The organism is Phytohabitans maris, assembly GCF_031085175.1.
GTDB lineage: Bacteria > Actinomycetota > Actinomycetes > Mycobacteriales > Micromonosporaceae > Phytohabitans > Phytohabitans maris.
On the sequence record NZ_JAVHUY010000050.1, the window covers coordinates 35,031 to 58,723 of the forward strand.

The window sequence follows — 23,693 nt, forward strand, 5'->3', positions numbered from 1 at the left end:
AGCGGCCCTAAGGGCGGGTGATCAGGTATCCGCGCTCGGCCGCTTCCTGGGCGAGCCACTGGTCGCGGTACCAGCCCGGGGCCTCGACCAGCTCGGCGTGCGTGCCCCGGGCCACCACCCGGCCGGCGTCCAGCACCATCACCTCGTCCATGCCCTCCAGCCCGCGCAGCCGGTGCGTCACCAGTACCACCGCGCCGCGGGCCGTGCTGGTTGCGCTCGCTTCGCTCGCTGAGAGGCCCGGGAGGCCGGCGCCATCCGGTCTCGTCGCTGCGCTCCTCGGGCCGGATCCCGCCAGCCCCCGGGCCGCCCCGAGCACACCGGCCAGCACCTGGTCGGCCGCCGCCGGGTCGAGTCCCTCGGTGGGCTCGTCGAGCAGGAGTACGGCCGGGTCGAGCAACACCGCGCGGGCCAGCGCCAGCCGCTGCCGCTGCCCGCCGGAGAGCTGCGCGCCGTCCTCGCCGACCACGGTGTCCCAGCCGTCCGGCTGCTCCCGTACCCAGTCCAGGAGGCCGGCCGCCGCGCAGGCCGCGGTGAGGTCGTCGTCGGTGGCGTCCGGGCGCCCGAGGAGGAGGTTTTCCCGCACGCTGGCGTGGAAGACGTACGCCTCGGCGAGCAGCCCGCCCACCTCCCGCGGCGACCCGCCCCACTCGGCGAGCGTCGCCAGCAGCGTGCTCTTGCCCGCTCCGCTGGGACCGACCACGCCGAGCCGGCGGCCGGGCGGCAGGTCGACGCGGACACCGTCGAGCGCGGGCGGGCCGCCGGGCCGGTACCGCACGGTGATGCTGGCGATGTCCACGGTGGACGTCGCCGGCGAAGGCGACGGGGCCTCCAGGAGCGCGGAGACCCGGGCGAGCGGCGCCCGCAGCTCGGTCAGCTGCCGGGCGGCGGCGACCAGCGCGAGGCAGGTCTCCACGGCCGCGAGCGTGCCGACCGCCAGCACCCCGACGAGCACCCCGTCGACGCCGGCCCGCAGCGCGATCGCCGCCACCGCGCCCGCCGTGGCTCCGGAGACGAGTACACCGGCCGCGTCCACCGCCCAGCCCGCCGTGGCGAGCCGGCGCTCCAGCCCGGCCAGCTCACCGGCCCGGCGCCGGGCGGCGTCGAGCGCGGCACCGGTCGCGCCGTACGCGGCGAGGTCGGCGGCGCCGTGGGTCAGGTCGACCGCGTCGTTCGCGAGCATGCCGCGCAGCGGGGCGACCCGCTCGGCGGTACGCCGGGTCAGTGCGGTGGCCGCCGCGGGCAGGCCGATGCCGGCCACCAGCAGCCCCACCGCCAGCGCGGTCGCGGCGGCCGGGGAGATCAGGGCCGCACCACCCACCGCGAGTACGCCTACTGCGGCCGCCGCCGCGCCGGGCACCAGCACCCGCAGCAGCAGATCCTGTACCGCGTCCACATCGGACACCACGCGGCTGAGCGCGTCGCCGGAGCGGGTCTCCACCGAGGGCGAGCGCCGCGCGGCGAGCGTGGCGAAGACGCGGGCGCGTACCTCCGTCAGGATCCGCAGCACCGCGTCGTGCCCGGTGAGCCGCTCGGTGTACCGCAGGACGCCCCGCCCGATCGCCAGCGCCCGCACCGACACGATGGCGACCGTGAGCGCGCTGATCGGCGGCTGGCCCGCGGCCGTCATCAGCAGCCAGGTCGCGGTGGCCATCAGCGCCACGCCGGCGGCCTCGGTGCCGGCGGCGAGCAACCCCGCGCCGATCAACTGGCTGAGGTAGGGGCGGGCGAGCCGCAGCACGGAGGTCATGCCGCCGCCGCCTCGAGCGAGACCACGTGCCCGTCGGTCACCCGGATCACCCGGTCGGCCTCGGCGAGCAGGGCCGGGCGGTGGGCCACCATCAGGGCGGTACGCCCGGCCACCAGCCGCCGGGTCGCGTCGAGCACCGCCGCCTCCGAGCCGCCGTCGAGCCGTGCGGTGGGCTCGTCGAGCAGCAGGATCGGCGCGTCCCGTACGAACGCGCGGGCCAGCGCCACCCGCTGCCGCTGCCCGCTGGAGAGCCCGTGGCCGCGCTCGCCGAGCGGCGTGTCGAGCCCGTCGGGCAGCGCCTCGACCACGTCGTCCAGTGCGGCCGCCTTGACCGCCGCCCGTACCGCGTCGTCGGAGGCGGTGGGCGCGCCGAGCCGGATGTTGTCGGCGAGCGAGGCGGCGAAGAGGTGCGCCCGCTGCGGCACCCAGGCCAGCCGTGCCCGCCACGCGTCGAGGTCGAGCGTGGCCAGGTCGACGCCGTCGACGAGCACCCGCCCCGCCGTCGGCTGTACGAAGCCGAGCAGCAGGCCGAGGAGCGTGCTCTTGCCCGCCCCGCTCGGCCCGATGATCGCCACCCGCTCGCCGGCCCGGATGGTCAGCGACACGTCCCGGAGCGCGACCGTGCGGTCGTACTCGACGGTGACCGACTCCAGCCGGATCTCCCGTACCGCCCCGGGCAGGGCATCCGCCCGCTCGGGAGCTTCCACAGTGGAGAGCGACAGCGCGGCGTCCAGCGCGGTCAGCCCTTCCATGCTCGCGTGGAAGCGGGCGCCGGCCGCGCGCAGCGGCAGGTACGCCTCGGGGGCGAGCAGCAGCACCAGCAGCGCGGTCTGCAGGCTCACACCGCCTTCCAGCAGCCGCAGGCCGATCGGCACCGCGACGAGCGCCACCGAGAGCGTGGCGACGAGCTCGAGCACCATCCCGGAGAGGAACGCGATCCGCAGCGTCCGCATCGTCGCCAGGCGGTGCTCGTCGGCCATCCGCCGCACCGCGCCGACCTGAGCCCGCTCCCGCCCGAACGCCCGGAGCGTGGGCAGCCCGGACACCATGTCGAGGAAGTGGCCGCCGAGCATCGAGAGCCGCCGCCACTGGCGCTTGGTCGCCGCCTCGGTGTGCCAGCCCAGCAGCGCCCCGAAGACCGGGATGAGCGGGAGCGTCACCGCCACGATCAGCGCCGAGCTCCAGTCGGCGAGGACCATCCGGGCGAGCACCGCGACCGGCACGGTCACGCCGAGCACGAGCTGCGGGAGGTAACCGGTGAAGTAGGCGTCCAGCGCGTCCAGGCCGCGCCCGGCCAGCGTGGCGATCTCGCCGGCCCGCTGCCCGGCCACCCACTCCGGACCGCGCCGCCCGACCGCGCCGAGCAACTCGCCGCGGAGCGCCGCCTTGACCGTGGCCGCCGCCCGGGCCGCCACGACACCCTGCCCCCACACCACGCCCGCCCGGGCGGCCACCGCGGCCACGAACCCGGCCAGCGCGGCCCGGTCGAGCCGCCCGCCGGCCGCGCCGGCGAGTAGCGCCGCCAGCGTCGTGGCCTGGGCGATCACGACGAACGCGGCGGCCACGCCGAGGAGCCCGAGCGCGGCGAACTGGCGCCGGGTCGCGGGGACCCGGCGCAGCAGGCGTGGATCGAAGGGGCGGCGGTTCACCAGTACACCGGCGCCCGGCCGTCGATCCGTCCGCGGAAGACCCACCAGGACATCACCTGGAAGCTTAGTAATACCGGAACGAGCGGCACCGCGAGCCAGGTCAGCAGCCGCAGCGTGGGACCGCTCGCGGCCGCGTCCACGACGGCGAGGCTGGCGCCCGGGTCGGCGGTGGAGACCAGCGCGTAGGGCCACGTGGCCGCGCCGACCAGCGCGACCGGCACGGCCAGCGCCACCGACGTCGCGGCGAAACCCAGGCCCGGCCGCCCCCGGGCGAGCGCGCCGCCGGCGACCACCAGCGCCGCCACCAGCAGGCACAACAGGGGTACGGCGGCGGCTGGGCGCTGCACCGCGTCGCGTACCCGGGCAGAGAGAAGGCCCACGACGGTGGTGGCGGCGACCGCGGCGAGCGCCCACGGGACCAGCCGGCGTCCGGTCTGCGCGTGCCCGCTCCCGGGCAGCCGGAGCGCGAGGAACGCGGCGCCGTGCACCGCCGCGAGCGTGAGCAGTGTCACGGCGCAGGCGGCCGCGAACGGCGTGACGACGTGCCCCACGCCCTCGACGTGGCCGTCCGCGTGCAGCGGTACGCCCTGCAGGAGCCCGCCGAGGACCGCGCCCCAACCCAGCACGGCGAGCGCGCTGCCCCCGATGATCGCGCGGTCCCAGGCGGGTCGTCCGGCGAGCGACCGGCTGCGCAGCTGCACGGCGGCGGTGACGGTGAGCACGCCGGCCAGCGCCAGCGCCACCGCCGGGTAGAGGCCGGCGAGGAGTTCGCCCTCCAGCATCGGAAACGCTCCGAAGAGGATGCCGGCCGCCGCCACCAGCCACACCTCGTTGCCGAGGAAGAAGGGGCCGACGGCGGTGAGCACCACCCGCCGGTCGGTGCCGCCCCGGGCGAGCAGGAGACCGGAGCCGTAGTCGTAGCCGCCGAGCACGAGGTAGGCGGCGAAGAAGAGGCCGAGCAGGCCGTACCAGATGGTCACCACGATGTGCCTCCCGTCAGGCCAGGACCGGGTCGGGCCGGTCTGCGGGTTGGGGTACCGGCTCGTCCGGCCGGCGGCCGAGCGCCGGGTCGGCCGTGCCGCGGTGGGCGACGCGCGCGAGCAGCAGCCAGTCGGCGACGGCGAGCCCGAGCAGCAGCACGGTGAAGCCGACGAACGAGGTGAGCAGCACCGCGCCGCTCGTCTGGGTGACCGCGTCTTCGGTGGGTAGCAGGCCGTAGACGGTCCAGGGCTGGCGGCCGATCTCGCGGAAGAGCCAGCCGAAGATCGCCGCGACGAACGGCAGCGGGGTCGCGGCCAGGAGCAGGTAGAGCGGCGCCTTCAGCCTGATGATCCAGTCACGGAAGAAGAAAGGGATCAAGACCCAGACCCACATCAGCGTGAACGCGATGAGGATCATGAAGCCGAGCGGCGCTCCGACCCAGGTCGGCGGCAGGTAGTCGGCCGGGCTGCCACCGAAGCGGGCGGCGAAGTCGGCGGCTGCCGCGGCCTTGTCCCCGTCGTCGCCAAACTTCGTGGGCTGGATCCGGCCGAGGTAGCCGAACTGGGCGAAGCCGAAGCCCATCACCAGCGTGACGCCCACGCTGGCCGTGACGACGCCGATCCGCAGCGACCGGCGGAACGCCTCGTAGTCCGGGGTGCGGCGGATTAGTTGCCACGAGCTGATCCCGGCCACGAGGAAGCCGCCGCAGGTCAGGGCGGCCGACACCACGTGCCCGAACGCGTTGCCGAACGCCGGGTTGCGCAGCAGCGCCCCGAAGTCGGTGAGGTGCGCGATGCCGCCGGCCTCCTCGTACCCCACGGGGTGCTGGAGCCACGAGTTGGCCACCATGATCCAGAAGGCCGACGCGTAGGCGGTGATGGCGACGCCGTAGATGAGCGCGAGGTGTACCCCGCGCCGCAGCCGCTGCCACCCGAAGATCCACATGCCGAGCAGCGTGGACTCCAGGAAGAACGCCCCCAGCGTCTCGATCGCGAGCGGGGCGCCGAAGACGTTGCCGGCGTACTGGGACAGGCCGCTCCAGTTCAGCCCGAACTGGAACTCCATGACGATGCCGGTGGTGATGCCGAGCGCGTAGTTGACCAGGTAAAACGTGCCCCAGAAGCGGGTCAGCCGCTCGTAGACCGGCTTGCGGGTGACGACCCACGCGGTCTGCAGGTAGACCAGCAGCGTGACGAGGCCGAGCGTGACGAGCACGAAGAGGAAGTGGATCGAGGTGGTGGTCGCGAACTGAAGGCGCGCGAGGAGAAGCGGGTCCATGGGCCCTCCCGGGTCGGCTCTCTTCAGTCAGCCTACATGTAGAACAACTACCTATAACTACGACACTTTGTAGTAGATGACTCTACAGTGCTGCCCCACCCGGTGTGTGCCGCGGGTTTATCCGACGAAGAGGGCGACGGTCGTGACGACCAGGGTGGCGGTGATCCCGAGCGCGACCGCGCCCCGGATGCGCGGCGGGCGTCCGCTGGTGAGCAGCCGGCGCACGCGGGCGTCGAGATGGCTGTCGGCGACGCTGAGCGTGATCGGCAGCGGCCGGGTGGCCGGGCCCTCCGCGATGCCGAGCGCGCCCGCCGGCGTCACCCGTGAGGGAGCCGCGGCGAAGCGAAGCAGCGCGGCCGCGAGCGCGCCGTCCATGTGCAGCCGCCGCGCCCGGTCGTCGGCGCGCATCTCGACCAGCAGCGCCACGGTGTCGCGCGCGGCCCGCACCCACTCGACCCAGGGCAGCGCCCGGACCAGCGCGGTGAACGGCAGCAGCACCAGGTCGTGCCGCTCGTCGGCGTGCGCCCGCTCGTGGCTGAGCACCGCCGCGAGCTGGGCCCGGTCGAGCAGGCTGAGCGTGCCGGCGCTGACCACGACGGTCGGCCGCACGCCGGGCAGGCAGTACGCCGCGGCGCTCGGGTGGTCGAGCACCAGCGCACCCGGCGCGGCCGGGTCGTCGCGGGCGACGAGCGTGAGCAGGTCGCGGTGGCGGCGCTGGGCGCTCAGCGCGCGCAGTCCGCAGATGACGGTCGTGCCGATCAGCACCCCGCCCACGCCGAACCCGCCGGCGACCAGCGCCGCGTGCGCCAGCCCGAAGCCCGGCGCCAGCTCACCGGAGGCGAGCCGGATCAGCGCGTCGCCCACGCCGTCCTCGTACGGCGCGAGGCCGACCGCGAGCGGCAGCCCGATCGCCGCCAACCCCAGTGCGAGCCCCACCGCCTGCCAGCAGATGATCGCCACGCGGGGCGAGTCGTAGGTCCACGTGGACCGGGTGAGCACCTGGGCGATGAGGTAGCACGCCAGCACGGCGACGGCGAAATGCACCGCATACACCATGGCGGTCAGTCTTTCCCGTCCGCGGCTTCCTCGCCGGACGTGGTGCCCTTACCGCCGGCGGCTTCCTCGGCGAGGGCGGCCCGCAGCACCTCGGCCTCGGTGCCGCTCACCGAACGGGCGAAGCGCACGAGCGCCGCGTCGCGGCTGCTGGAGAGGTCGAGGGCGTCGAGCATCAGCTGGGCGATATACGCCTCGCGGCTGGCCGCCGGCCGGTAGCTCCACGCCCGCCCGGCCCGCTCCCGCTCCACCATCTCCTTGCCGGCCAGCCGGTCCAGCACGGTCATGACAGTCGTGTACGCCAGCTCCCGGTTGCGCAGGGCCTCGGCGACCTCCCGCACGGTCAACGGCGTGCCGCGATCCCACAGCACGTCCATCACCGCACGCTCCAACTCACCCAGCCGCATCACGCCCCGAATCCTACCGACCCTTCGGGACCAGCCGCCCCTCTCGCTGTGCTCGCTTCTCGATGCTCACTTCTCGATCGAGGGCCGACGGCTACTGTTCAGGCACGTGTCCTGCGGCTGGAGTCCTTGATCGACGCAAAAGCCCTTGATCGGGACAAGCGGGGCGGACAGGAACACCCGTACGATGACAGCATGAGCCGCGTGAGTGGAGTGGCAACCATGGTTGAGTTTCCGATCGACCTCATCCAAGAAGGGCTTTCCGAGGATGACCTCGACGAGCTCGGAGCCTCCCTCGCCCACACCGGGATCCGTTTCGAGTTGGACAACGGGAGGCTCATCTTGATGTCGCCGGTGAAGGCGTGGCACGCCGACATCGCCAGGCGGTTGTGCAACGCGTTGATCGCGCAGGGCAAGCGCGCCTACTTGGAGCAGGGCATCCGGATCAGCAAGCGGAAGGTTCGCTATCCAGATGTGGGTGTGTTCCGGGAGGAGCCCGACCTCGATCGATCCCGGCACGACCCGGCCGCTTTCGCACTCGTCGTCGAAGTCGTTTCGCCCGACTCGGCGGAGGAGGACCGCGTCGTCAAGCCGCGTGTCTACGCCGGCGCGGGCATTCCCGAGTACTGGATCGTCGACCGGCACCCGACCGATCGGCGAGACGCCAGCATCGAGTATTTCAAGCTCGGCGTCTCCGGCGCCTACGAGCGCACCGGCCAGGCCGTCCTGAGTGAGCTGGAGACGGGCGCCTAGAGACGGAGGCGCGTGAGCGTCAGCAGCGGGGTCTGGGGATCAAGTGCCCTTGGGGTGCCAGACGGTCTTGGTCTCCAGAAATGCGGTCATCCGGCCCGTGCCCGGGTCGGCGGCCCAGTCCACCGGCGTCGCCGGCGGGCGCAGGACGCGCTTGAGGTTTTCGGCGGCGGCCTCCTCCAGCGACGTCGCCAGCGCCGCATCCCGGACGCCGGCCAGGTCGAGCGCGTTGACGTCCATGTGGGCGGCCAGCCACGGCGCGGTCTCGGCCGGCTTGCCGGTCAGGATGTTGACCACGCCGCCGGGCAGGTCGGAGGTGGCCAGCACCTCGGCCAGGGTGACGGCGGCGAGCGGGCGCTCCTCGGCGGCGAGCACCACGACCGTGTTGCCCGTGACGATCGCCGGGGCGACCACGCTGACCAGGCCGAGCAGCGGCGACTCGGGCGGGGCGACCACGCCGACCACGCCGGTGGGCTCGGGCGAGGAGAGGTTGAAGTACGGGCCGGCGACCGGGTTGGCGTTGCCGTACACCTGGGCGATCTTGTCGGACCAGCCGGCGTACCAGACCCAGCGGTCGATCGCGGCGTCCACCTCGGCCTCGGGCTCGCCCAGCGCCACGAACTGCTCGCGCCGCCCCTCCAGCATCTCGGCCGCCCGGTAGAGGATCTGCCCCCGGTTGTACGCGGTGGTGCCCGACCAGCCCTTCACCGCCGCGCGGGCGGCGACCACCGCGTCGCGCACGTCCTTGCGCGAGGCCAGTGCCACGTTGGCGTCCTGCACGAGATACGACCGCCCTGACTCGCTGCGCGGAAACTTCCCGCCGATGAAGAGCTTGTACGTCTTACGGACGGCAAGGCGACTAGACGTCAAGGTACGCCTCCAAACCGTGCCGGCCACCCTCGCGGCCGTAGCCGGACTCCTTGTACCCGCCGAACGGCGACGTCGGGTCGAACTTGTTGAACGTGTTGGCCCAGACCACCCCGGCGCGCAGCCGGTCGGCCATCCACAGGATGCGCGAGCCCTTGTCGGTCCAGACGCCGGCGGAGAGCCCGTACGGCGTGTTGTTGGCCTTTTCGACCGCCTCGGCGGGCGTGCGGAAGGTGAGCACCGAGAGCACCGGCCCGAAGATCTCCTCGCGGGCGATGCGGTGCGCCTGGGTGACGCCGGTGAAGATCGTCGGCGCGAACCAGAAGCCGCGGTCGGGCAGCTCGCAGGGAGGAGACCAGCGCGAGGCGCCCTCCTCCGAGCCGATCTCGGAGAGCGTGCGGATGCGCTCCAGCTGGGCGGCGGAGTTGATGGCGCCGATGTCGGTGTTCTTGTCGAGCGGGTCGCCGACCCGCAGCAGCGCCATCCGCCGCTTGAGCGCGGCGAGCACCTCGTCGTACATGGACTCCTGCACCAGCAGCCGCGACCCGGCGCAGCAGACGTGGCCCTGGTTGAAGAAGATGCCGTTGACGATCCCCTCGACGGCCTGGTCGATCGGGGCGTCCTCGAAGACGATGTTGGCCGCCTTGCCACCGAGCTCCAGCGTGAGCTTCTTGCGGGTGCCGGCCACCGCGCGCGCGATCGCCCGCCCGACCTCGGTCGAACCGGTGAACGCGACCTTGTCCACGCCCGGGTGCGACACCAGCGCGTGGCCGGTCTCGCCGGCGCCGGTCACGATGTTGACGACGCCGGGCGGCAGTTCGGCCTCCTGGCAGATTTCCGCGAACACCAGCGCGGTCAGCGGCGTGGTCTCGGCCGGCTTGAGTACGACCGTGTTGCCGCAGGCCAGGGCGGGCGCGATCTTCCAGGCCAGCATGAGCAGCGGAAAGTTCCACGGGATGACCTGGCCGGCGACGCCGAGTGGGCGCGGATCGTCGCCGAAGCCCGCGTACCCGAGCTTGTCGGCCCACCCCGCGTAGTAGAAGAAGTGCGCGGCGACCAGCGGTACGTCGACGTCGCGCGACTCGCGGATCGGCTTGCCGTTGTCGAGCGACTCCAGTACGGCCAGCTCGCGGCCGCGCTCCTGGATGATGCGGGCGATGCGGAAGAGGTACTTGGCCCGCTCGCGGCCGGGCATCTTCGACCACACGTTCTCGTACGCCGCACGGGCCGCCCGCACCGCACCGTCCACTTCGGACTCGGTGGCCCAGGCGACCTCGGCGAGCACCTCTTCGTTGGCCGGGTTGACGGTCTTGTCGCGTACCTCGCTGTCGACCCACTCGCCGTTTACGAAGAGGCCGTACGACGGCTTGATGTCTACAATGGAGCGTGATTCGGGTGCGGGAGCGTATTCGAACATCGTCAGTCCACAGTGAAGTAGTCCGGACCGGAGTAGCGCCCGGTCTTCAGCTTGGTGCGCTGCATCAGCAGGTCGTTGAGGAGCGTGGAGGCGCCGAACCGGAACCAGTCCGGGTGCAGCCAGTCTTCGCCGGCGGTCTCGTTGACCACCACGAGGTACTTGATCGCGTCCTTGGTCGTGCGGATGCCGCCCGCCGGCTTCACCCCCACCTGGCGCCCCGACGCGGCCCGGAAGTCGCGGACCGCCTCGAGCATCACCAGTGTCACCGGTAGTGTCGCGGCGACCGGCACCTTGCCCGTCGAGGTCTTGACGAAGTCGCCGCCGGCCAGCATCGCGAGCCAGGAGGCGCGGCGCACGTTGTCGTACGTGGCGAGCTCACCGGTCTCCAGGATGACCTTGAGGTGCGCGCCGCCGCAGGCGTCCTTGACGGCGACGATCTCGTCGTACACCTCCTGGTAGCGCCCGGCCAGGAAGGCGCCCCGGTTGATCACCATGTCGATCTCGTCGGCCCCGGCGGCGACCGCGGCCTTGGTGTCGGCGAGCTTGACGTCGAGCGGCGCCTGCCCGGACGGGAACGCGGTCGCCACGCTGGCCAGGTGGACGCCGGAGCCGGCGAGCTCCGGCGCCGCCACCGGCACCATCGAGGGGTAGACGCACAGGGCGGCGACGGCGGGGCAGGACGGGTCGGCCGGGTCGGGACGGCGGGCCTTGGCCGAGAGCGCCCGCACCTTGCCGGGCGTGTCGGCTCCCTCCAGCGTCGTCAGGTCGACCATGCGGATCGCCAGGTCGATCGCCCACGCCTTGGCGGTCGTCTTGATCGAGCGGGTGGCGAGCATGGCGGCCCGCTGCTCGGCGCCGACCTGGTCCACGCCGGGCAGTCCGTGCAGGAAAGCGCGCAATGTCGCATCGGAGCGCCCTATGTCGGCCAGCGCCGCCGACGTCGCTGTCGCCGTCATACCCGCGAGTCTAGACAGGAGAGCGGTAGGTTGACCGCCGTGGACGTTCTCGTCGTTGACCACCCCCTGGCCCAGGCGCGCCTCACCGCCATGCGCGACGCCCGCACCGACTCGGCGGCGTTCCGCGCCGCGCTCCACGAGCTCACCACCATGCTCGTGTACGAGGCCGCCCGCACCCTGGCGGTCGAGCACTTCCCGATCCAGACGCCGGTGGCCCCGACCCAGGGCACCCGCCTGGCCGACCCGCCGCTGCTGGTACCGGTGCTCCGCGCCGGGCTGGGCATGGCCGACGCCGCGCTCGCCCTGCTGCCGGAGTCGTCGATGGGGTTCGTGGGGCTGGCCCGCGACGAGCACACGTTCGAGCCGCGGGCGTACATGGAGTCGCTGCCGGTGGACCTCGCCGGCCACCCGGTCTTCGTGCTCGACCCGATGCTCGCCACCGGCGGTTCGCTGGAGCACTGCTGCCGTCTGCTGGCCGACCGCGGCTGCACCGAGATCATCGTGCTCTGCGTGCTCGCCGCGCCCGCCGGCATCGAGCGGCTGGACCGTTCCGGGCTGCCGTTGCGCCTGGTCACGGCCTCGATCGACGAGGGCCTGAACGAGAAGGCGTTCATCGTGCCGGGGCTCGGTGACGCGGGTGACCGCCAGTTCGGCGGGATGCCCCGCTTCTGATCATGGAAAGCCCGCCGGAGAGGGTGAGTGCGTCGCTGGCGACAAGGGGATACCGTTCGGGCTCATGAGCGAGCGTAGCGAGCGAATCATCAGGCACAGGGCGTCAAGTGGCTCATGGCCGCCCGCGGCGAAGCGAGGACGGCCGTGAGCTCCGTTGCCTTGGCCGAGGAACTGCTGCTACTCGCGTACGACAACGAGTCCGGCAAGGCCATCGGCTCCCGGATCGGTCTCGACCTGGGCATGGCCGCGGCCGTGCTGGTCGACTTGGCGCTCGCCGGCCGGATCGCGTACTCCGACGGCACGATCATCGCCACCGACCCCAAGCCCACGGGCGAGCCGATCGCCGACGACGTCCTGGCCCGGATCGCCGCCGACACGCCGCACACGCCCGCGTCCTGGGTGCAGCGGCTGCGCCACGGGCTGCGCGCCCGCGTGCTGGCCGACCTCTGCGCCCGCGGGGTGATCTGCGACGTCGACGAGACCGCCATGGACGGCTACGTCCACCTGCACCGCTACCCGACGATCGACGCGTCCGTGGAGACCGAGGTGCGGGAGCGGCTCGGCAAGGCGCTGACCGGCGAAGGGGTGCCCGCCGAGCGTACGGCGGCGCTGGCCACGCTGGTCGCCGCGGTCCGGATGGAGCCGACGCTGGGCCTGAGCGGCCCGGAGATCCAGGAGGCGCACAGCCAGCTGGAGAAGATCGGCGGCGGTGCCGGCTTCACCGGGAGCGTGGGCCTGGAGGAGTCCACGATCCGGCCGAGCGTCGCCCTGGTGATCGCTGCCCTGGCCAAGGCCATCGACCAGGCGCTGGGCGCCCCCCGCCAGGCCCCTCAGCCCGGCTGACCCCTCCCACAGCCGCCCCCTCCCGCAGGTGACCCCGGCAGTTGATCAGGGATTTCGTGGAGCGACACGCCGCGCGACACGCCCACCAGCTCCCTGATCAATAGGGGGAGAGGGGTGGTTACCAGATGCCTAGCGCGGCGGCGGTCTCGGTGCGTAGCGCGCGGACGGAGGCGGCGGCGCGCTCGCGGGCGCCGGCCACGTCGTCGTCCACCACCTGCTCGACGACCTCCAGGTACGCCTTGAGCTTCGGCTCGGTCCCCGACGGGCGGACCACCACGCGGGCGGTCTCGGTGCGCAGGATGATCACGTCTGCATCCGGCAGCCGGTCCTCCACCGAGGCGATCGGCTCGTCCAGGAGCGCGTCGGGCGTCTTCTGCCGCAGGCGGGCCATGATCTCGAGGATCTCGTGCGGGGCGTCGACCCGCACCGAGAGCTGGTCGGTCACGTACACGCCGAACTCCGCGGCCAAGTCGTCCAGCCGGTCGCCGAGCGTACGCAGCTCCGCCTTCAGCCCGGCCGCGAGCTCGGCCACGGTCAGCGCGGCCGTGATGCCGTCCTTGTCGCGTACGTGCTCGGGCGCCACGCAGTAGCCGAGCGCCTCCTCGTAGCCGAAGACCAGCCCCTCGCCCGCCCGCACGATCCACTTGAAGCCGGTGAGCGTCTCCGCGTACGGCACGCCGCGCGCCGCGCACATCGCCTTGAGCAGCGAGGACGACACGATCGTCGTGGCGTACAGCCCGCGCTCGCCGCGCCGCATGAGATGGTCGGCGATCAGCACGCCCACCTCGTCGCCGCGGAGCATCCGCCAGCCCCGGACCGGGTCGGGGATCGCCACCGCGCACCGGTCCGCGTCCGGGTCGTTGGCGATCGCGATGTCGGCGCCGTTCGCCGTGGCGAGCGCGATGACCCGATCCATCGCCCCCGGCTCCTCCGGGTTTGGAAAAGCCACGGTCGGGAACGCCGGGTCGGGATCGGCCTGCTCCGGCACGATCGACGGCCGGTTGAACCCGGCGCGGGCGAACGCCGCCGCCAGGACCGTCGCGCCCACCCCGTGCAGCGGCGTGTACGCCACACCGAGGTCGCGCGGCGTGTCCGGGTCGAGCACCGCCACCGCCCCGTCCACATAGGAGGTGACCAGGTCTTCGCCGAGCACCTCGCCCGCCGGGCCGAGGGGCACGTCCGCGATCCGCCCGACCGCCTGGATCGCCGCCTCGATCTCCCGGTCGGCCGGCGGCACGATCTGCGCGCCGTCGTCGAGGTACACCTTGTAGCCGTTGTCCTGGGGCGGGTTGTGGCTGGCCGTCACCATCACGCCGGCGGCCGCGCCGAGCCGGCGGATCGCGAAGGCGAGCACGGGCGTCGGCAGCGGGCGGGGGAGCACCAGCGCGCTCCGGCCGGCCCCGGTGGCCACCCGCGCGGTCTGCTCGGCGAAGGACTTCGAGCCGTGCCGCGCGTCGTACCCGATGACGAGCGGACCCTGCGCCCCGCGGGCGGCGAGCCAGCCGACCAGGCCGGTCGCCGCCCTGGTGACGACGGCGAGGTTCATGCCGTTGGGGCCGGCGCGCAGCGGGCCCCGCAGCCCCGCCGTGCCGAACTCCAGCGTGCCGGCGAACCGGTCGGCCAGGTCGGCGGCGCTCGCCGGCAGCCGGTCCAGCACGGCGCGCAACTCGTCGCGGCTCGCCGGGTCCGGGTCGTCTTCGAGCCAGGCGAGGGCGCGCTCGCGTAGGACCTCAACGCCTGGCTGGGAGCTGCGGCCACCCGCGACCGCGCCGGCACCGAATTCCGCTGAGGTCTCCATGCCGCTTTGATAGCACGTGTCCGTTACCGCCGCGCGACCGAGGGTCAAAGATCCCTGGCGCCGTCACGCGGTGAGCTGGAACGTGCGCACCATCTCGTCGAAGATCTGCTTGCTGTCGGCGAACTTGTCTTCCGGCGTGGTCAGGTAGAACGAGTACGCCTTGCCGCCCTCGACGATCGCCCGCCACACCCCGTGCCGCTTGCTGCCGCCCTCGCCGCAGGTGTACTCCAGCTCGGCGGCCGGCTTGCCGGCGACCTCGACCTCGGTGAGGCCAAGCTCCGCGTACGGCCGGGTGCAGTTCTTCGACACGTTGTCGCGCAGGCGGTTGCCGGCGGCCTGCAGGAAGCGGATCGGCTCGGACTTGGAGTTTTCGACAAGGATGCGCACCCGGCGACCCTTGTCGTCGGGGTCGATGTAGTCGACGAAGACCTGGTCGCCCTTGCCGCCGCTCTTTGTCCAGCCTTTCGGCACCTCGACCGCGACGCCGCGGCTGGCGTGGCGCTGGGTCTCGAACGCGGGCGCCGCCGGTGCCGAGGTCGCGTTTGCCGCCGGTGCCGGAGTCTCGGGGTCGCCGCCGCCGCTGAGTAGCACGATGCCGCCGATCAGCACCACGGCGGCGACACCGGCCGCGGCGGCGATCTGGACGTTGCGCGGCCAGCCCTTGACGGTCGTGACGAGCTGGGAGCCGGTGCGGCGGGCGGTCTCGACCAGCGCCGCGCCCCGGCCACCCGCCGGGCGGGCACGGGGCGGGCCCCAGCCGGGCTGCTCCCAGGCCGGCTGGGCGCCGGTGGGCGCGTCGTACCGGGCCGACGACTGGACCACCGCGTGCGGCGGGATCGGCGCGGTCGGCGAGGCGCCGGTGGGGTCGTCGTAGCGGGGGGCGGCGGCCGGCGCGGGGGACTGCGGTGCGGCGGCTCCGCCCTGCTGGAGCTCGCGCAGCCGGTCGGTGAGCGACTCGCCGGGCTGCAGCATGGCCCGCCCGCCGATCTGCCCGCTCGGCTGCGGCGGGGGTGCCGGGGTCGGCGGCTGCCAGCCGGCGCGCTGGGTGGGCACCACCGCGTACGGATCGGTCATCATGTGCGCCGGCGCCTTGCTGGCCAGCGGTCCGGCGAGCAGCTCGCGGAGCATGTTGCGGGAGAGCATGACGTCGTAGCGCCGGGAGGGGTCCTTTTCCAGCAGGCCGAAGAGCACCTGGGTGAGCGCGCCGGCCCGGGTGGGCGGGGCGGGTGGATCCTCGACCACCGCGTGCATGGTCTCGATCGGGTCACCCTTGTCGAACGGGGGCCGCCCCTCCACCGCCGTGTAAAGCGTCACACCGAGCGAGAAGAGGTCGCTGGGTGGGCCGAAGTCCTGGCCCATGGCCCGCTCGGGCGAGATGAAGTGCGGCGAGCCGAGCACCATGCCGGGCGTGGTGAGCTGCACGTCGGTCGGCATCCGGGCGACGCCGAAGTCGGTGAGCACGCAGCGGCCGTCGGTGCAGATCAGCACGTTGGCCGGCTTGACGTCGCGGTGCAGCACGCCGATCGCGTGCGCCACCTCCAGCGCGCCGAGCAGGGCGATGCCGATCTTGGCGACCGCGCGGGGTGCGACCGGGCCGTCCTCGATGATCATGTCGGCGAGGCTGCGGGCGTCGAGCAGCTCCATCACGATCCATGGCCGTCCGGCCTCGTGGACCACGTCGTAGACCTGCACCACGGCTGGATGCTGGAGCGCGGCGGCGGCGCGCGCCTCGCGCAGCGTCCGCTCGTACATCGCGTCGCGGTCGCTGGGCGCCATCCCCGGGGGAAGGATGACCTCCTTGACCGCGACATCTCGCCGCAAAAGGGTGTCGGCGGCACGCCAGACCGTGCCCATGCCGCCGTGTCCCACGGCCGCACGCAGGGCGTATCGACCGCCGATGGTGGTGCCTGGTGCCGCGCGTCCGTTGGTGGGGCTGACTTGTCCGCCACTCCACGTCGGAATCTGAGTCACTGGTTATGCCACCGAGGGGGATCGAGGGGCCGGAAACCAACCCCCCTATCTTGCGGGGTAGTTCGCCCGGAGAAAAGCCGCGGGGCCCGGGTTTACTGCTTGTGGTTGGTCGAAGGCCTAGCGTACAAGTTGTGTCGTATCACTCACGGTACAGAGCCCGGTTCCGCCCTACTATCCGGTAATGAGCGAGTCGGGCTTTCCGATCAAACCCATATACGACGAGAACGACCTGCCGGATCACCTCGTGTCGCGCCTGGGTGCGCCGGGTGAGTACCCGTACACGCGCGGCGTGTACAAGACGATGTACACGTCCCGCCCGTGGACCATGCGACAGTACGCCGGCTTCGGCACCGCTGCCGAGTCCAACGCGCGCTACCACCAGCTCCTCGCGGCCGGCACCACCGGCCTCTCCGTCGCGTTCGACCTGCCCACCCAGATGGGGTACGACTCGGACGACCCGATGGTGCACGGCGAGGTGGGCAAGGTCGGCGTGGCGATCGACTCGCTCGACGACATGCGGCTGCTCTTCGACGGGATCCCGCTCGACAAGGTCTCCACGTCGATGACGATCAACGCGCCCGCCTCGCTCCTGCTGCTGCTCTACCAGCTCGTGGCCGAGGAGCAGGGGGTGGCCGGGCCGGCGCTCAACGGCACGATCCAGAACGACATCCTCAAGGAGTACATCGCCCGGGGGACGTACATCTTCCCGCCGAAGCCCTCGCTGCGTCTGGTTGCCGACACCTTCGCGTACTGCCGGGCGGAGGTGCCGCGCTGGAACACGATCTCCATCTCCGGCTACCACATGGCCGAGGCGGGCGCGACGCCCGTGCAGGAGATCGCGTTCACGCTCGCCAACGGCGCGGAGTACGTGCGCGCCGCCCTCGCCGCCGGCCTCGGCATCGACGACTTCGCGCCGCGCCTGTCGTTCTTCTTCGTGGCCCGCACCACGCTGCTGGAGGAGGTCGCGAAGTTTCGCGCCGCCCGGCGGATCTGGGCCCGGCTCATGCGCGACGAGTTCGGCGCCAAGGACCCGAAGTCGTGGATGCTCCGCTTCCACACCCAGACCGCGGGCGTGCAGCTGACCGCGCAGCAGCCCGAGGTCAACCTGGTACGGGTGGCCGTGCAGGGCCTCGCCGCGGTGCTCGGCGGCACGCAGTCGTTGCACACCAACAGCTTTGACGAGGCGATCGCGCTGCCGACGGAAAAGGCGGCCCGCCTCGCGCTGCGCACGCAGCAGGTGCTGGCGTACGAGACCGACCTCACGTCCACTGTGGATCCGTTCGCGGGGTCCTATGTGGTCGAAGCGATGACCGCCGAGATCGAGACCGCGGTGGTGGAGCTGATGGATCGCGTGTTCGCGCACGGTTCGTCGGTGGAGGCGATCGAGACCGGCTTCCAGAAGCGGGAGATCGAGACCTCGGCGTACAAGGTGGCGCAGCAGATCGACGCCGGTGAGCGGGTCGTGGTCGGGCTCAACCGGTTCACCCTCGACGAGGAGGAGCCGTACGAGCCGCTGCGGGTCGACCCGGCGATCGAGAAGGCGCAGGCGGCGCGCCTGGCCGAGCTGCGGCGCTCGCGGGATGCCGGCCCGGTCGAGCGCGCCCTGGACGACCTGCGCGCGGCGGCCAAGGGCACGGAAAACGTGCTCTACCCGATGCGCGAGGCGTTGCGCGCGCGTGCCACGGTGGGTGAGGTCAGCGGGGCGCTGCGCGAGGTCTGGGGCGTCTACCGCCCGTCGGATCGATTCTGATCCTCGCGGGGTCTTCTGGGAGATCCCGCGAATGTGAGAGCTGCTCACGGGGTATCCCCGATCGACGGACGGGATGTGCGGGCGCCGGCCGTACGGCGTGCCACTGTTGACCATCCGCGAACGACACTCGCCCAGGCGGGTGGATTTGAGTAGATTTTCTGGTTTGTCGATTGGCTGACGTGACCGACGAGACCGTCACGCGTTGTAGGAGGTGTGGGACACTTGGGAGCGTTCGAGGGTGACGCAAACCGTGTTCCGCAGCTTGCCGAGCGCGTCTACCAGGGCTTTCGTAACGCTCCGCGAGCCCACCGCTACCAGAACGATGTTGCGCAGCGTCACCGTTCTGGGTCTAGGCTGTCCGAGTCCCATCCCATCCACAGTGATCGAGAATTCGACGTGACGAGTGCGTTGACGCTGTCCTCCAGTGGCAGCCCGCTGGCATCGTCCTGGCCCGAGACACCGCCCGGGGCCGACCCGCTGCCAGGCCAGCTAGACCGATGGCTCGCTTCCCGAGGCGCCGAGCTGGTAGCCGTACGACGTCACATTCACGCTCATCCGGAGCTCTCCAACCAGGAGTTCGAGACCGCCGCGCTGGTGGCCCGCGAGCTCGCCGTGGCCGGCCTCTCGCCGCGCTTCCTGCCCAAGGGCAACGGCGTGATCTGCGACATCGGCGAGGGTGACCGGGTGATCGCGCTCCGCGCCGATCTCGACGCGCTCCCGCTGATGGACACAAAGGACGTTCCCTACCGGTCCACAGTGGATAACGCGGCGCACGCGTGCGGTCACGACGTGCACACGACGATCCTTCTGGGCGTCGGCCTCGCGCTGTCCCAGCTCGCCGAGCGCGGCGAGCTGCCCGGCCGGGTGCGGCTGCTGTTTCAGCCGGCCGAGGAGCAGATCCCGTCCGGCGCGCCCGAGGTGATCGCCGCTGGCGGCCTCAAGGACGTCTCCGGCATCTACGCCCTGCACTGCGCGCCGCAGCTCCCCACGGGGCTCGTGGGCGTGCGTTCCGGGCCGTTCACCGCCGCGGCCGACACGGTCGAGGTCCGGCTCAGCGGGCGCGGCGGGCACACCGCCCGGCCGCACCTGACCGCCGACCTGGTGCACGCGCTCGGCCGGGTGATCGTCGACGTGCCGTCGCTGCTCGACCGGCGGGTCGACCCGCGCGCGGGTGTCTCGATGGTGTGGGGGCGGGTGCACGCCGGCGAGGCGTACAACGCGATCCCCGCCGAGGGCAGCCTCAAGGGCACCGTCCGGGTGCTCAACCGGGAGGCCTGGCGCGAGGCGCCCGAGCTGGTCAAGAAGCTCGTGCAGGACGTGGTCGCCGGCACCGGCGCCAGCGCGGAAGTGATCTACACGCGGGGCGTCCCGCCGGTGATCAACGACCGCATGGCCTCCGCGATCATCGCGGGTGCCGCCGGCGCCGCGCTCGGCCCCGACCGGGTGGTCGAGGCCGAGATCAGCATGGGCGGCGAAGACTTCGCCTTCTACCTGGAGCAGGTGCCGGGCGCGATGATCCGGCTCGGCACCGGCATCCCGGGCGCCGCCTCGCCGCTCGACATCCACCAGGCCGGCTTCGACGTCGACGAGCGCTGCATCGGCTACGGCGTCCGGGTGATGGTCCACACCGCCCTGGCCGCCCTCTCGACCCCCATGCTGTAGCCCCTGCGGTCCAGCGTGATCGAAGCTCCTTTCAAGTCGCTAGAACGACTTGAAAGGAGCTTCGATCACGGGTGGGGTTGTGTAACCGCGGAGGGTGAGGCCGGCACCGGCTGGATGCGCCGGCGGCGGAGGCGGCGGGCCAGCCACAGCGCGCCCACGACCGGCAGGCCCAGCGCGACCAGCCACGGCAGCAGCGCTCCGACGACCGTCAGCAGGACGACGAGGGCGCCGACCAGCGCGTTCCAGCCGCCCTTGAGCCCGGTGAGGAAGCCGATCTCGGTCTCCTCCTCTTCGACGGGCGCCTCGGCCTCCGGGCCGAGCAGCGTCACGGTGATCGTGGAGAGGGCGGTGAGGTTGTCCATCCGGCGCTTCTTGGCCTCCAGCGAGGCCAGGTCGGCCTCCCGCTTGGCCAGCTCACCCTCCAGCATCACGAGCTCGCTGAGCGTCTTGGCCTGGGCGAGCAGCCGCCGGCCGCTGTCCACCCGGGCGCGCTGGCTGCTGATCCGGGCGTCGAGGTCGAGCGCCTCCTCGGTCACGTCTTCGGTGCTGACGTCGCGCTGCTGCTGGTCGCCGAGCTTGGCGAGCTGGTCGACCACCGCGGTGAACTTGGGCGCCGGTACCCGCAGCACGATCGTGGCCTCGGCGTACGCGTCGGTGCTTGACCGCTTGTCGCCGCCGACGAAGCCGCCCGAGCCGGTGGCGATCGAGGTGGCCTCCGCGGCGGCGGCGCTCACGTCCTCCACCCGTACCGTGATCGAGCCGGTGTAGACGATCGCCCGGTCGTCCAGGCGGTACTTGACCGGCGCACCCGCGTCGGGCGCTGCCGCCTCGGCTCCGGGCTTGTCGGCGGCCGGCGGAGCCCCCTGGGCCGGTGCCGCGTTTTCGACGGACGAGGCGCCCGAGTCCGATCCACCGCCGCTGCCGCAGCCGGCCGCGACGAGCGCCACGACGCCGGCTGCCAGCGCGACTCTCCACCACTTCCTGTACGCCATCTATCTGCCCCCTGACGGATCGTTGCCGTTGGTGTTTGCTGGGACGAGCCGCGGCCACCCGGCGGTTCCGGCAGACTGCGTTCCGGGGTAGTCACGGTTGGAAGACGAGGAGGTCACGATGCGGTTGACCAAGTACGGCCACTCCTGCGTCCGGATCGAGCGCGACGGTGCGGTCCTGGTCGTCGACCCGGGTGAGTTCAGCGGGCGGGAGCCGCTCGACGGGGCGGACGCCGTGCTCGTCACGCACGAGCACCCCGACCACGTCGACGTCGACGCGGTGGCCGAGGCCTGCGAAAAGAACCCGTCCCTGCGGGTGTACGCGCACCCCGGCACCGCGTCCACTCTGGACCGGCTGGGCGCCGCGGTGACCACTGTGGAGTCGGGTGACTCGTTTCAGGCGGCCGGCTTCGAGGTGAGTGCCTGGGGCGGCCTGCACGCCGTCAACCACCCCGACATCCCCCGGGTGCCCAACCTCGGTTACCTCGTCGAGGGTGAGATCTACCACCCCGGCGACTCGTTCGACCCGCCGTTCGGCGCCGAGGTGGGGACGCTCTTCGTGCCGATCTCCGCACCCTGGCTCAAGCTGGCCGAGGCGATCGAGTTCGCCCGCGCGGTCCGCCCCCGCCGGGCGTACGGGCTGCACGACGGGATCCTCAACGACCGCGGCCTCAAGATCGTCAACACCCACCTGGCCCGGCTCTCCGGCACGGAGTACGCCTGGCTGCGGCCCGGGACTACGATCAACTGATGCGCGGCGACGTCGGCGAGCGCCTGTACAGCGCGCCTCCCGAGGGCTTCGTCGCCGCCCGGGACGAGGCGGTGGCGGCGGCCAAGGAGGCCGGTGACCTCGACGCCGCCCGCGAGATCGCCAAGCTGCGCAAGCCGACCGTGGCCGCCTGGCTGGTCAACCTGCTCGCGATCCAGCGCCCCGACCTGATGGGCGAGCTCGTCGAGCTGTCCCGCGCGCTGCGGGCGGCCCAGCGCGAGCTCAAGGGCGCGCAGCTGCGCGAGCTCTCCGCGCAGCGCCGGCAGGCGGTCGCCGGCCTGGTCGACGAGGCCCGCAAGCTCGCGCTCGCCGCCGACCCCGGGCTGTCCCGGGCCAAGCTGCCGCTGGGCGAGGTGGAAAACACGCTCACCGCCGCGCTGTCCGATGAGGACGTCGCCGCTCAGGTCCGCTCCGGCCGGCTGGTGCGCGCCGCGGCGTACGCGGGCTTCGGCGAGGTGCCCCGCCCCCAGCTGCGCCTGGTGACGGCCGAAGACACCGTGCCGGAGCGCCCCGCGCCCCGGGCCGAGGACCGGCGCGCTCCGCTGAAGAAGGAGCTGACCGCCGCGCGGGCCGCCCAGAAGCAGGCGGAGACCGACCTGGAAAAGGCCGTGACGGCCGAGCGCCGCGGCGCTGATGCCCTGGCCAGGGTCGAGGCCGAACTGGCCGAAGTGGAGCGACGGCGGGCCGCCGCCGAAGAGGAGCTCAGCCGGCGCAAGCTGGCCCGCAAGGCGGCCGAGCGGGGCGTGGCCACGGCGCGGCGCCACACCGGCGAAGTGGAGGGCGCGCTGGAAGCTCTCGACCGGGACCGCGCCGGGAAGGCACAATCTGGCGCGTGACCCCAGAACAGGCCGCGGCCGCCGCGAAGGCGAGTGTGCTGGAGCTGGGTGGGGCGTTCAGCGAAGATCCGCGCACGCTGCGGCGGGCCCGCATGATGGGCCTGTCCGGCTGGGCCTTCTACGTGGCCGGGCGGGGCGGCGCGCTCGGCGACGTCCGCACCGACACCGTGGCGGCGGCGCTCGGCTTCATCGCGCCCGACGCGGTGACCGACGGCTGGGAGGCCGCCCGCCGGGTCGTACCGCCGATGGAGGTGGCCGCCAAGCGGCTCGCCGAGTGCTGCCGGTGGGGCGTCGAGCACCTGGAGGACTTTCCGCGCGTCGGGCGCATGGTGGAGCTGACCCAGCGGATCGTCGTCTCGGCCGACCCCGCGGGCATGCCGCTCTTCGCGGCGTGGCGCGCGATGCCCGTGCCAGAGGACGCGCCGGGGGCACGCGCGGCCGTCCTGCTCCACCTGCTCCGCGAGTACCGGGGCGGCGGCCACCTGCTGGCGGTGCGGGCGAGCGGCCTCACCCCACTCGAGGCGATCATCGCGGGACCGGATGGCGAGGCGGGCGCGGTGGCGTTCGGCTGGCAGCCGCCGTACCCGCCGATCGGCCCGCTCGTGCGCCGTCGCATGTGGGCGGAGGCGGTCACCGACCGGATCACGGCCGGCGCGTTCTCCGTGCTGGAGGCGGCCGAGCGGGTGGAGCTGGTCGGGCTGCTGGACAGCGCCCTCCACCTGGTCCGCACCGAGCCGGCGACGTCGACGAACGGCCTGCCCTGACCCGACGGCCGATCACACCAGCCGGCTAGGGCGACGCGGTGTTGGTGGGGCGGCCGCGCAGCTGGGCCACGTAGTCGTCGGGCGCGCCCGCCTTCTCCGCCGCGTTGGCGATCTCGGAGAGGTACCAGGCCGTGGGCAGCCCGCCCTCGTACCCGTCGAAGACGTACACCCAGGCGGTCATCTCACCGTCCAGGGTGACCACCCGGACGGTCAGCTTGCGGTAGGTCTCGGCGACGACGCCCTCGACCTCGTCGAGCTGCGCGGCGTCCCAGGGATGCACGTCGTAGAGCGCGACGAAGACCCGGTCACCCGGTGACTCGACGATCGTGGTGACCGCACCTTCCCAACCCAGCACCCCCTCGCCGGCGAAGGTGAGGCGCCAGCCTTCCAGCCAGCCGGTACCCACCATGGGCGAATGCGGACAGTAAGCGCGCATCCGTGCGGGATCGAGGTTTGAGCCGTACGCGGCGTAATGACGCACGGCGATGACGATAGCCCGGCGGACCCGTGGGGGAGAATACGACAGAGCGTGTCGGA

The 23,693-nt window shown here is 72.7% G+C and carries 21 protein-coding genes and 1 pseudogene; 8 read left to right on the top strand and 14 right to left on the bottom strand.

The genetic code is table 11. The features are described from left to right. Window positions 1-7: 7 nt before the first annotated feature. From cydC to RB614_RS36650, 6 genes and pseudogenes are all read right to left on the bottom strand, one after another. A pseudogene (cydC, locus tag RB614_RS36625) lies at window positions 8-1,807 on the bottom strand (thiol reductant ABC exporter subunit CydC); the annotation flags it as partial. After that, window positions 1,744-3,396 carry a thiol reductant ABC exporter subunit CydD gene (gene cydD / locus RB614_RS36630; protein ID WP_308717286.1) on the bottom strand — a complete coding sequence of 551 codons (1,653 nt, stop codon included), beginning with the start codon at window positions 3,394-3,396 and terminating at the stop codon, window positions 1,744-1,746. The gene cydD and the pseudogene cydC, both read right to left, overlap by 64 nt. After that, window positions 3,393-4,379 carry a cytochrome d ubiquinol oxidase subunit II gene (locus RB614_RS36635; protein ID WP_308717287.1) on the bottom strand — a complete coding sequence of 329 codons (987 nt, stop codon included), beginning with the start codon at window positions 4,377-4,379 and terminating at the stop codon, window positions 3,393-3,395. Before RB614_RS36635 ends, cydD begins: the two co-directional genes overlap by 4 nt. Window positions 4,380-4,392: 13 nt before the next feature. Beyond that, window positions 4,393-5,655, bottom strand: a complete 1,263-nt coding sequence (locus RB614_RS36640) for a cytochrome ubiquinol oxidase subunit I (protein ID WP_308717288.1) — start codon at window positions 5,653-5,655, stop codon at window positions 4,393-4,395. Between the two features lie 117 nt (window positions 5,656-5,772). Beyond that, window positions 5,773-6,711, bottom strand: coding sequence for a M56 family metallopeptidase (locus RB614_RS36645; RefSeq protein WP_308717289.1), 939 nt, complete (start codon window positions 6,709-6,711; stop codon window positions 5,773-5,775). A gap of 5 nt (window positions 6,712-6,716) precedes the next feature. Continuing rightward, a complete protein-coding gene (locus RB614_RS36650; protein WP_308717290.1) occupies window positions 6,717-7,118 on the bottom strand; it encodes a BlaI/MecI/CopY family transcriptional regulator in 402 nt (133 codons plus the stop codon). 189 nt (window positions 7,119-7,307) lie between these two features. Between RB614_RS36650 and RB614_RS36655 the strand changes: the two genes are divergently transcribed. After that, window positions 7,308-7,865, top strand: coding sequence for a Uma2 family endonuclease (locus RB614_RS36655; protein WP_308717291.1), 558 nt, complete (start codon window positions 7,308-7,310; stop codon window positions 7,863-7,865). Between the two features lie 39 nt (window positions 7,866-7,904). On the opposite strand, the gene RB614_RS36660 is transcribed toward RB614_RS36655, so the two are convergent. From RB614_RS36660 to deoC, 3 genes are read right to left on the bottom strand one after another with little or no spacing between them, the layout of a single operon-like run. Continuing rightward, window positions 7,905-8,732: an aldehyde dehydrogenase family protein gene (locus RB614_RS36660; protein ID WP_308717292.1), complete on the bottom strand. Its 828-nt coding sequence runs from the start codon at window positions 8,730-8,732 to the stop codon at window positions 7,905-7,907. Next, window positions 8,722-10,146: an aldehyde dehydrogenase family protein gene (locus tag RB614_RS36665; RefSeq protein ID WP_308717293.1), complete on the bottom strand. Its 1,425-nt coding sequence runs from the start codon at window positions 10,144-10,146 to the stop codon at window positions 8,722-8,724. The genes RB614_RS36660 and RB614_RS36665 overlap by 11 nt, the downstream gene beginning before the upstream one ends. Before the next feature lie 2 nt (window positions 10,147-10,148). After that, a complete protein-coding gene (deoC, locus tag RB614_RS36670; RefSeq protein ID WP_308717294.1) occupies window positions 10,149-11,102 on the bottom strand; it encodes a deoxyribose-phosphate aldolase in 954 nt (317 codons plus the stop codon). A 39-nt stretch (window positions 11,103-11,141) separates the two neighbouring features. Here deoC and upp point away from each other — a divergent pair, with 39 nt between their 5' ends. Together upp and RB614_RS36680 are read left to right on the top strand one after the other, a co-directional pair. Beyond that, on the top strand, window positions 11,142-11,774 hold the full coding sequence (gene upp / locus RB614_RS36675) for a uracil phosphoribosyltransferase (RefSeq protein ID WP_308717295.1): 633 nt from the start codon (window positions 11,142-11,144) through the stop codon (window positions 11,772-11,774). Between the two features lie 144 nt (window positions 11,775-11,918). Next, window positions 11,919-12,617: a GOLPH3/VPS74 family protein gene (locus RB614_RS36680; RefSeq protein ID WP_308717296.1), complete on the top strand. Its 699-nt coding sequence runs from the start codon at window positions 11,919-11,921 to the stop codon at window positions 12,615-12,617. A 118-nt stretch (window positions 12,618-12,735) separates the two neighbouring features. Here the strand turns inward: RB614_RS36680 and RB614_RS36685 are convergent, their stop codons facing one another. Then, window positions 12,736-14,415: a phospho-sugar mutase gene (locus tag RB614_RS36685; RefSeq protein WP_308717297.1), complete on the bottom strand. Its 1,680-nt coding sequence runs from the start codon at window positions 14,413-14,415 to the stop codon at window positions 12,736-12,738. 63 nt (window positions 14,416-14,478) lie between these two features. After that, window positions 14,479-16,386, bottom strand: coding sequence for a protein kinase domain-containing protein (locus RB614_RS36690; protein ID WP_308717298.1), 1,908 nt, complete (start codon window positions 16,384-16,386; stop codon window positions 14,479-14,481). A gap of 181 nt (window positions 16,387-16,567) precedes the next feature. Between RB614_RS36690 and RB614_RS36695 the strand changes: the two genes are divergently transcribed. After that, the gene (locus RB614_RS36695) at window positions 16,568-18,136 is read left to right on the top strand and encodes an acyl-CoA mutase large subunit family protein (protein WP_308717299.1); all 1,569 of its coding nucleotides are present in this window, start codon (window positions 16,568-16,570) and stop codon (window positions 18,134-18,136) included. A 195-nt stretch (window positions 18,137-18,331) separates the two neighbouring features. Here RB614_RS36695 and RB614_RS36700 read toward each other — a convergent pair whose 3' ends face one another. After that, window positions 18,332-18,475, bottom strand: a complete 144-nt coding sequence (locus tag RB614_RS36700) for a hypothetical protein (protein ID WP_308717300.1) — start codon at window positions 18,473-18,475, stop codon at window positions 18,332-18,334. Between the two features lie 57 nt (window positions 18,476-18,532). Here RB614_RS36700 and RB614_RS36705 point away from each other — a divergent pair, with 57 nt between their 5' ends. After that, window positions 18,533-19,798, top strand: a complete 1,266-nt coding sequence (locus RB614_RS36705) for an amidohydrolase (RefSeq protein WP_308717301.1) — start codon at window positions 18,533-18,535, stop codon at window positions 19,796-19,798. A gap of 65 nt (window positions 19,799-19,863) precedes the next feature. Here the strand turns inward: RB614_RS36705 and RB614_RS36710 are convergent, their stop codons facing one another. Beyond that, complete coding sequence (locus RB614_RS36710; protein ID WP_308717302.1) at window positions 19,864-20,790, bottom strand: DUF4349 domain-containing protein; 927 nt, start codon at window positions 20,788-20,790, stop codon at window positions 19,864-19,866. A gap of 118 nt (window positions 20,791-20,908) precedes the next feature. Here RB614_RS36710 and RB614_RS36715 point away from each other — a divergent pair, with 118 nt between their 5' ends. The 3 genes from RB614_RS36715 to RB614_RS36725 are packed head-to-tail and all read left to right on the top strand — an operon-like array spanning window position 20,909 to window position 23,156. Further along, entirely contained in the window at window positions 20,909-21,538 is a 630-nt protein-coding gene (locus tag RB614_RS36715; protein ID WP_308717303.1) for an MBL fold metallo-hydrolase, read from the top strand. Next, a complete protein-coding gene (locus RB614_RS36720; protein ID WP_308717304.1) occupies window positions 21,538-22,392 on the top strand; it encodes a hypothetical protein in 855 nt (284 codons plus the stop codon). The genes RB614_RS36715 and RB614_RS36720 overlap by 1 nt, the downstream gene beginning before the upstream one ends. Further along, window positions 22,389-23,156, top strand: coding sequence for an SCO6745 family protein (locus RB614_RS36725; protein ID WP_308717305.1), 768 nt, complete (start codon window positions 22,389-22,391; stop codon window positions 23,154-23,156). Before RB614_RS36720 ends, RB614_RS36725 begins: the two co-directional genes overlap by 4 nt. Before the next feature lie 25 nt (window positions 23,157-23,181). Here the strand turns inward: RB614_RS36725 and RB614_RS36730 are convergent, their stop codons facing one another. Further along, a complete protein-coding gene (locus RB614_RS36730) occupies window positions 23,182-23,637 on the bottom strand; it encodes a gamma-glutamylcyclotransferase (protein ID WP_308717306.1) in 456 nt (151 codons plus the stop codon). Between the last annotated feature and the right edge of the window lie 56 nt (window positions 23,638-23,693).

Excerpts from the sequence above, each read along its gene's own strand:
- RB614_RS36645 (WP_308717289.1), bottom strand. The coding sequence starts at position 6,711 with ATGGTGTATGCGGTGCATTTCGCCGTCGCCGTGCTGGCGTGCTACCTC.
- RB614_RS36710 (WP_308717302.1), bottom strand. The coding sequence starts at position 20,790 with ATGGCGTACAGGAAGTGGTGGAGAGTCGCGCTGGCAGCCGGCGTCGTG.
- RB614_RS36695 (WP_308717299.1), top strand. The coding sequence starts at position 16,568 with ATGAGCGAGTCGGGCTTTCCGATCAAACCCATATACGACGAGAACGAC.
- RB614_RS36685 (WP_308717297.1), bottom strand. The coding sequence starts at position 14,415 with ATGGAGACCTCAGCGGAATTCGGTGCCGGCGCGGTCGCGGGTGGCCGC.
- RB614_RS36715 (WP_308717303.1), top strand. The coding sequence starts at position 20,909 with ATGCGGTTGACCAAGTACGGCCACTCCTGCGTCCGGATCGAGCGCGAC.
- RB614_RS36720 (WP_308717304.1), top strand. The coding sequence starts at position 21,538 with ATGCGCGGCGACGTCGGCGAGCGCCTGTACAGCGCGCCTCCCGAGGGC.
- RB614_RS36665 (WP_308717293.1), bottom strand. The coding sequence starts at position 10,146 with ATGTTCGAATACGCTCCCGCACCCGAATCACGCTCCATTGTAGACATC.
- RB614_RS36640 (WP_308717288.1), bottom strand. The coding sequence starts at position 5,655 with ATGGACCCGCTTCTCCTCGCGCGCCTTCAGTTCGCGACCACCACCTCG.
- RB614_RS36655 (WP_308717291.1), top strand. The coding sequence starts at position 7,308 with ATGAGCCGCGTGAGTGGAGTGGCAACCATGGTTGAGTTTCCGATCGAC.
- deoC (WP_308717294.1), bottom strand. The coding sequence starts at position 11,102 with ATGACGGCGACAGCGACGTCGGCGGCGCTGGCCGACATAGGGCGCTCC.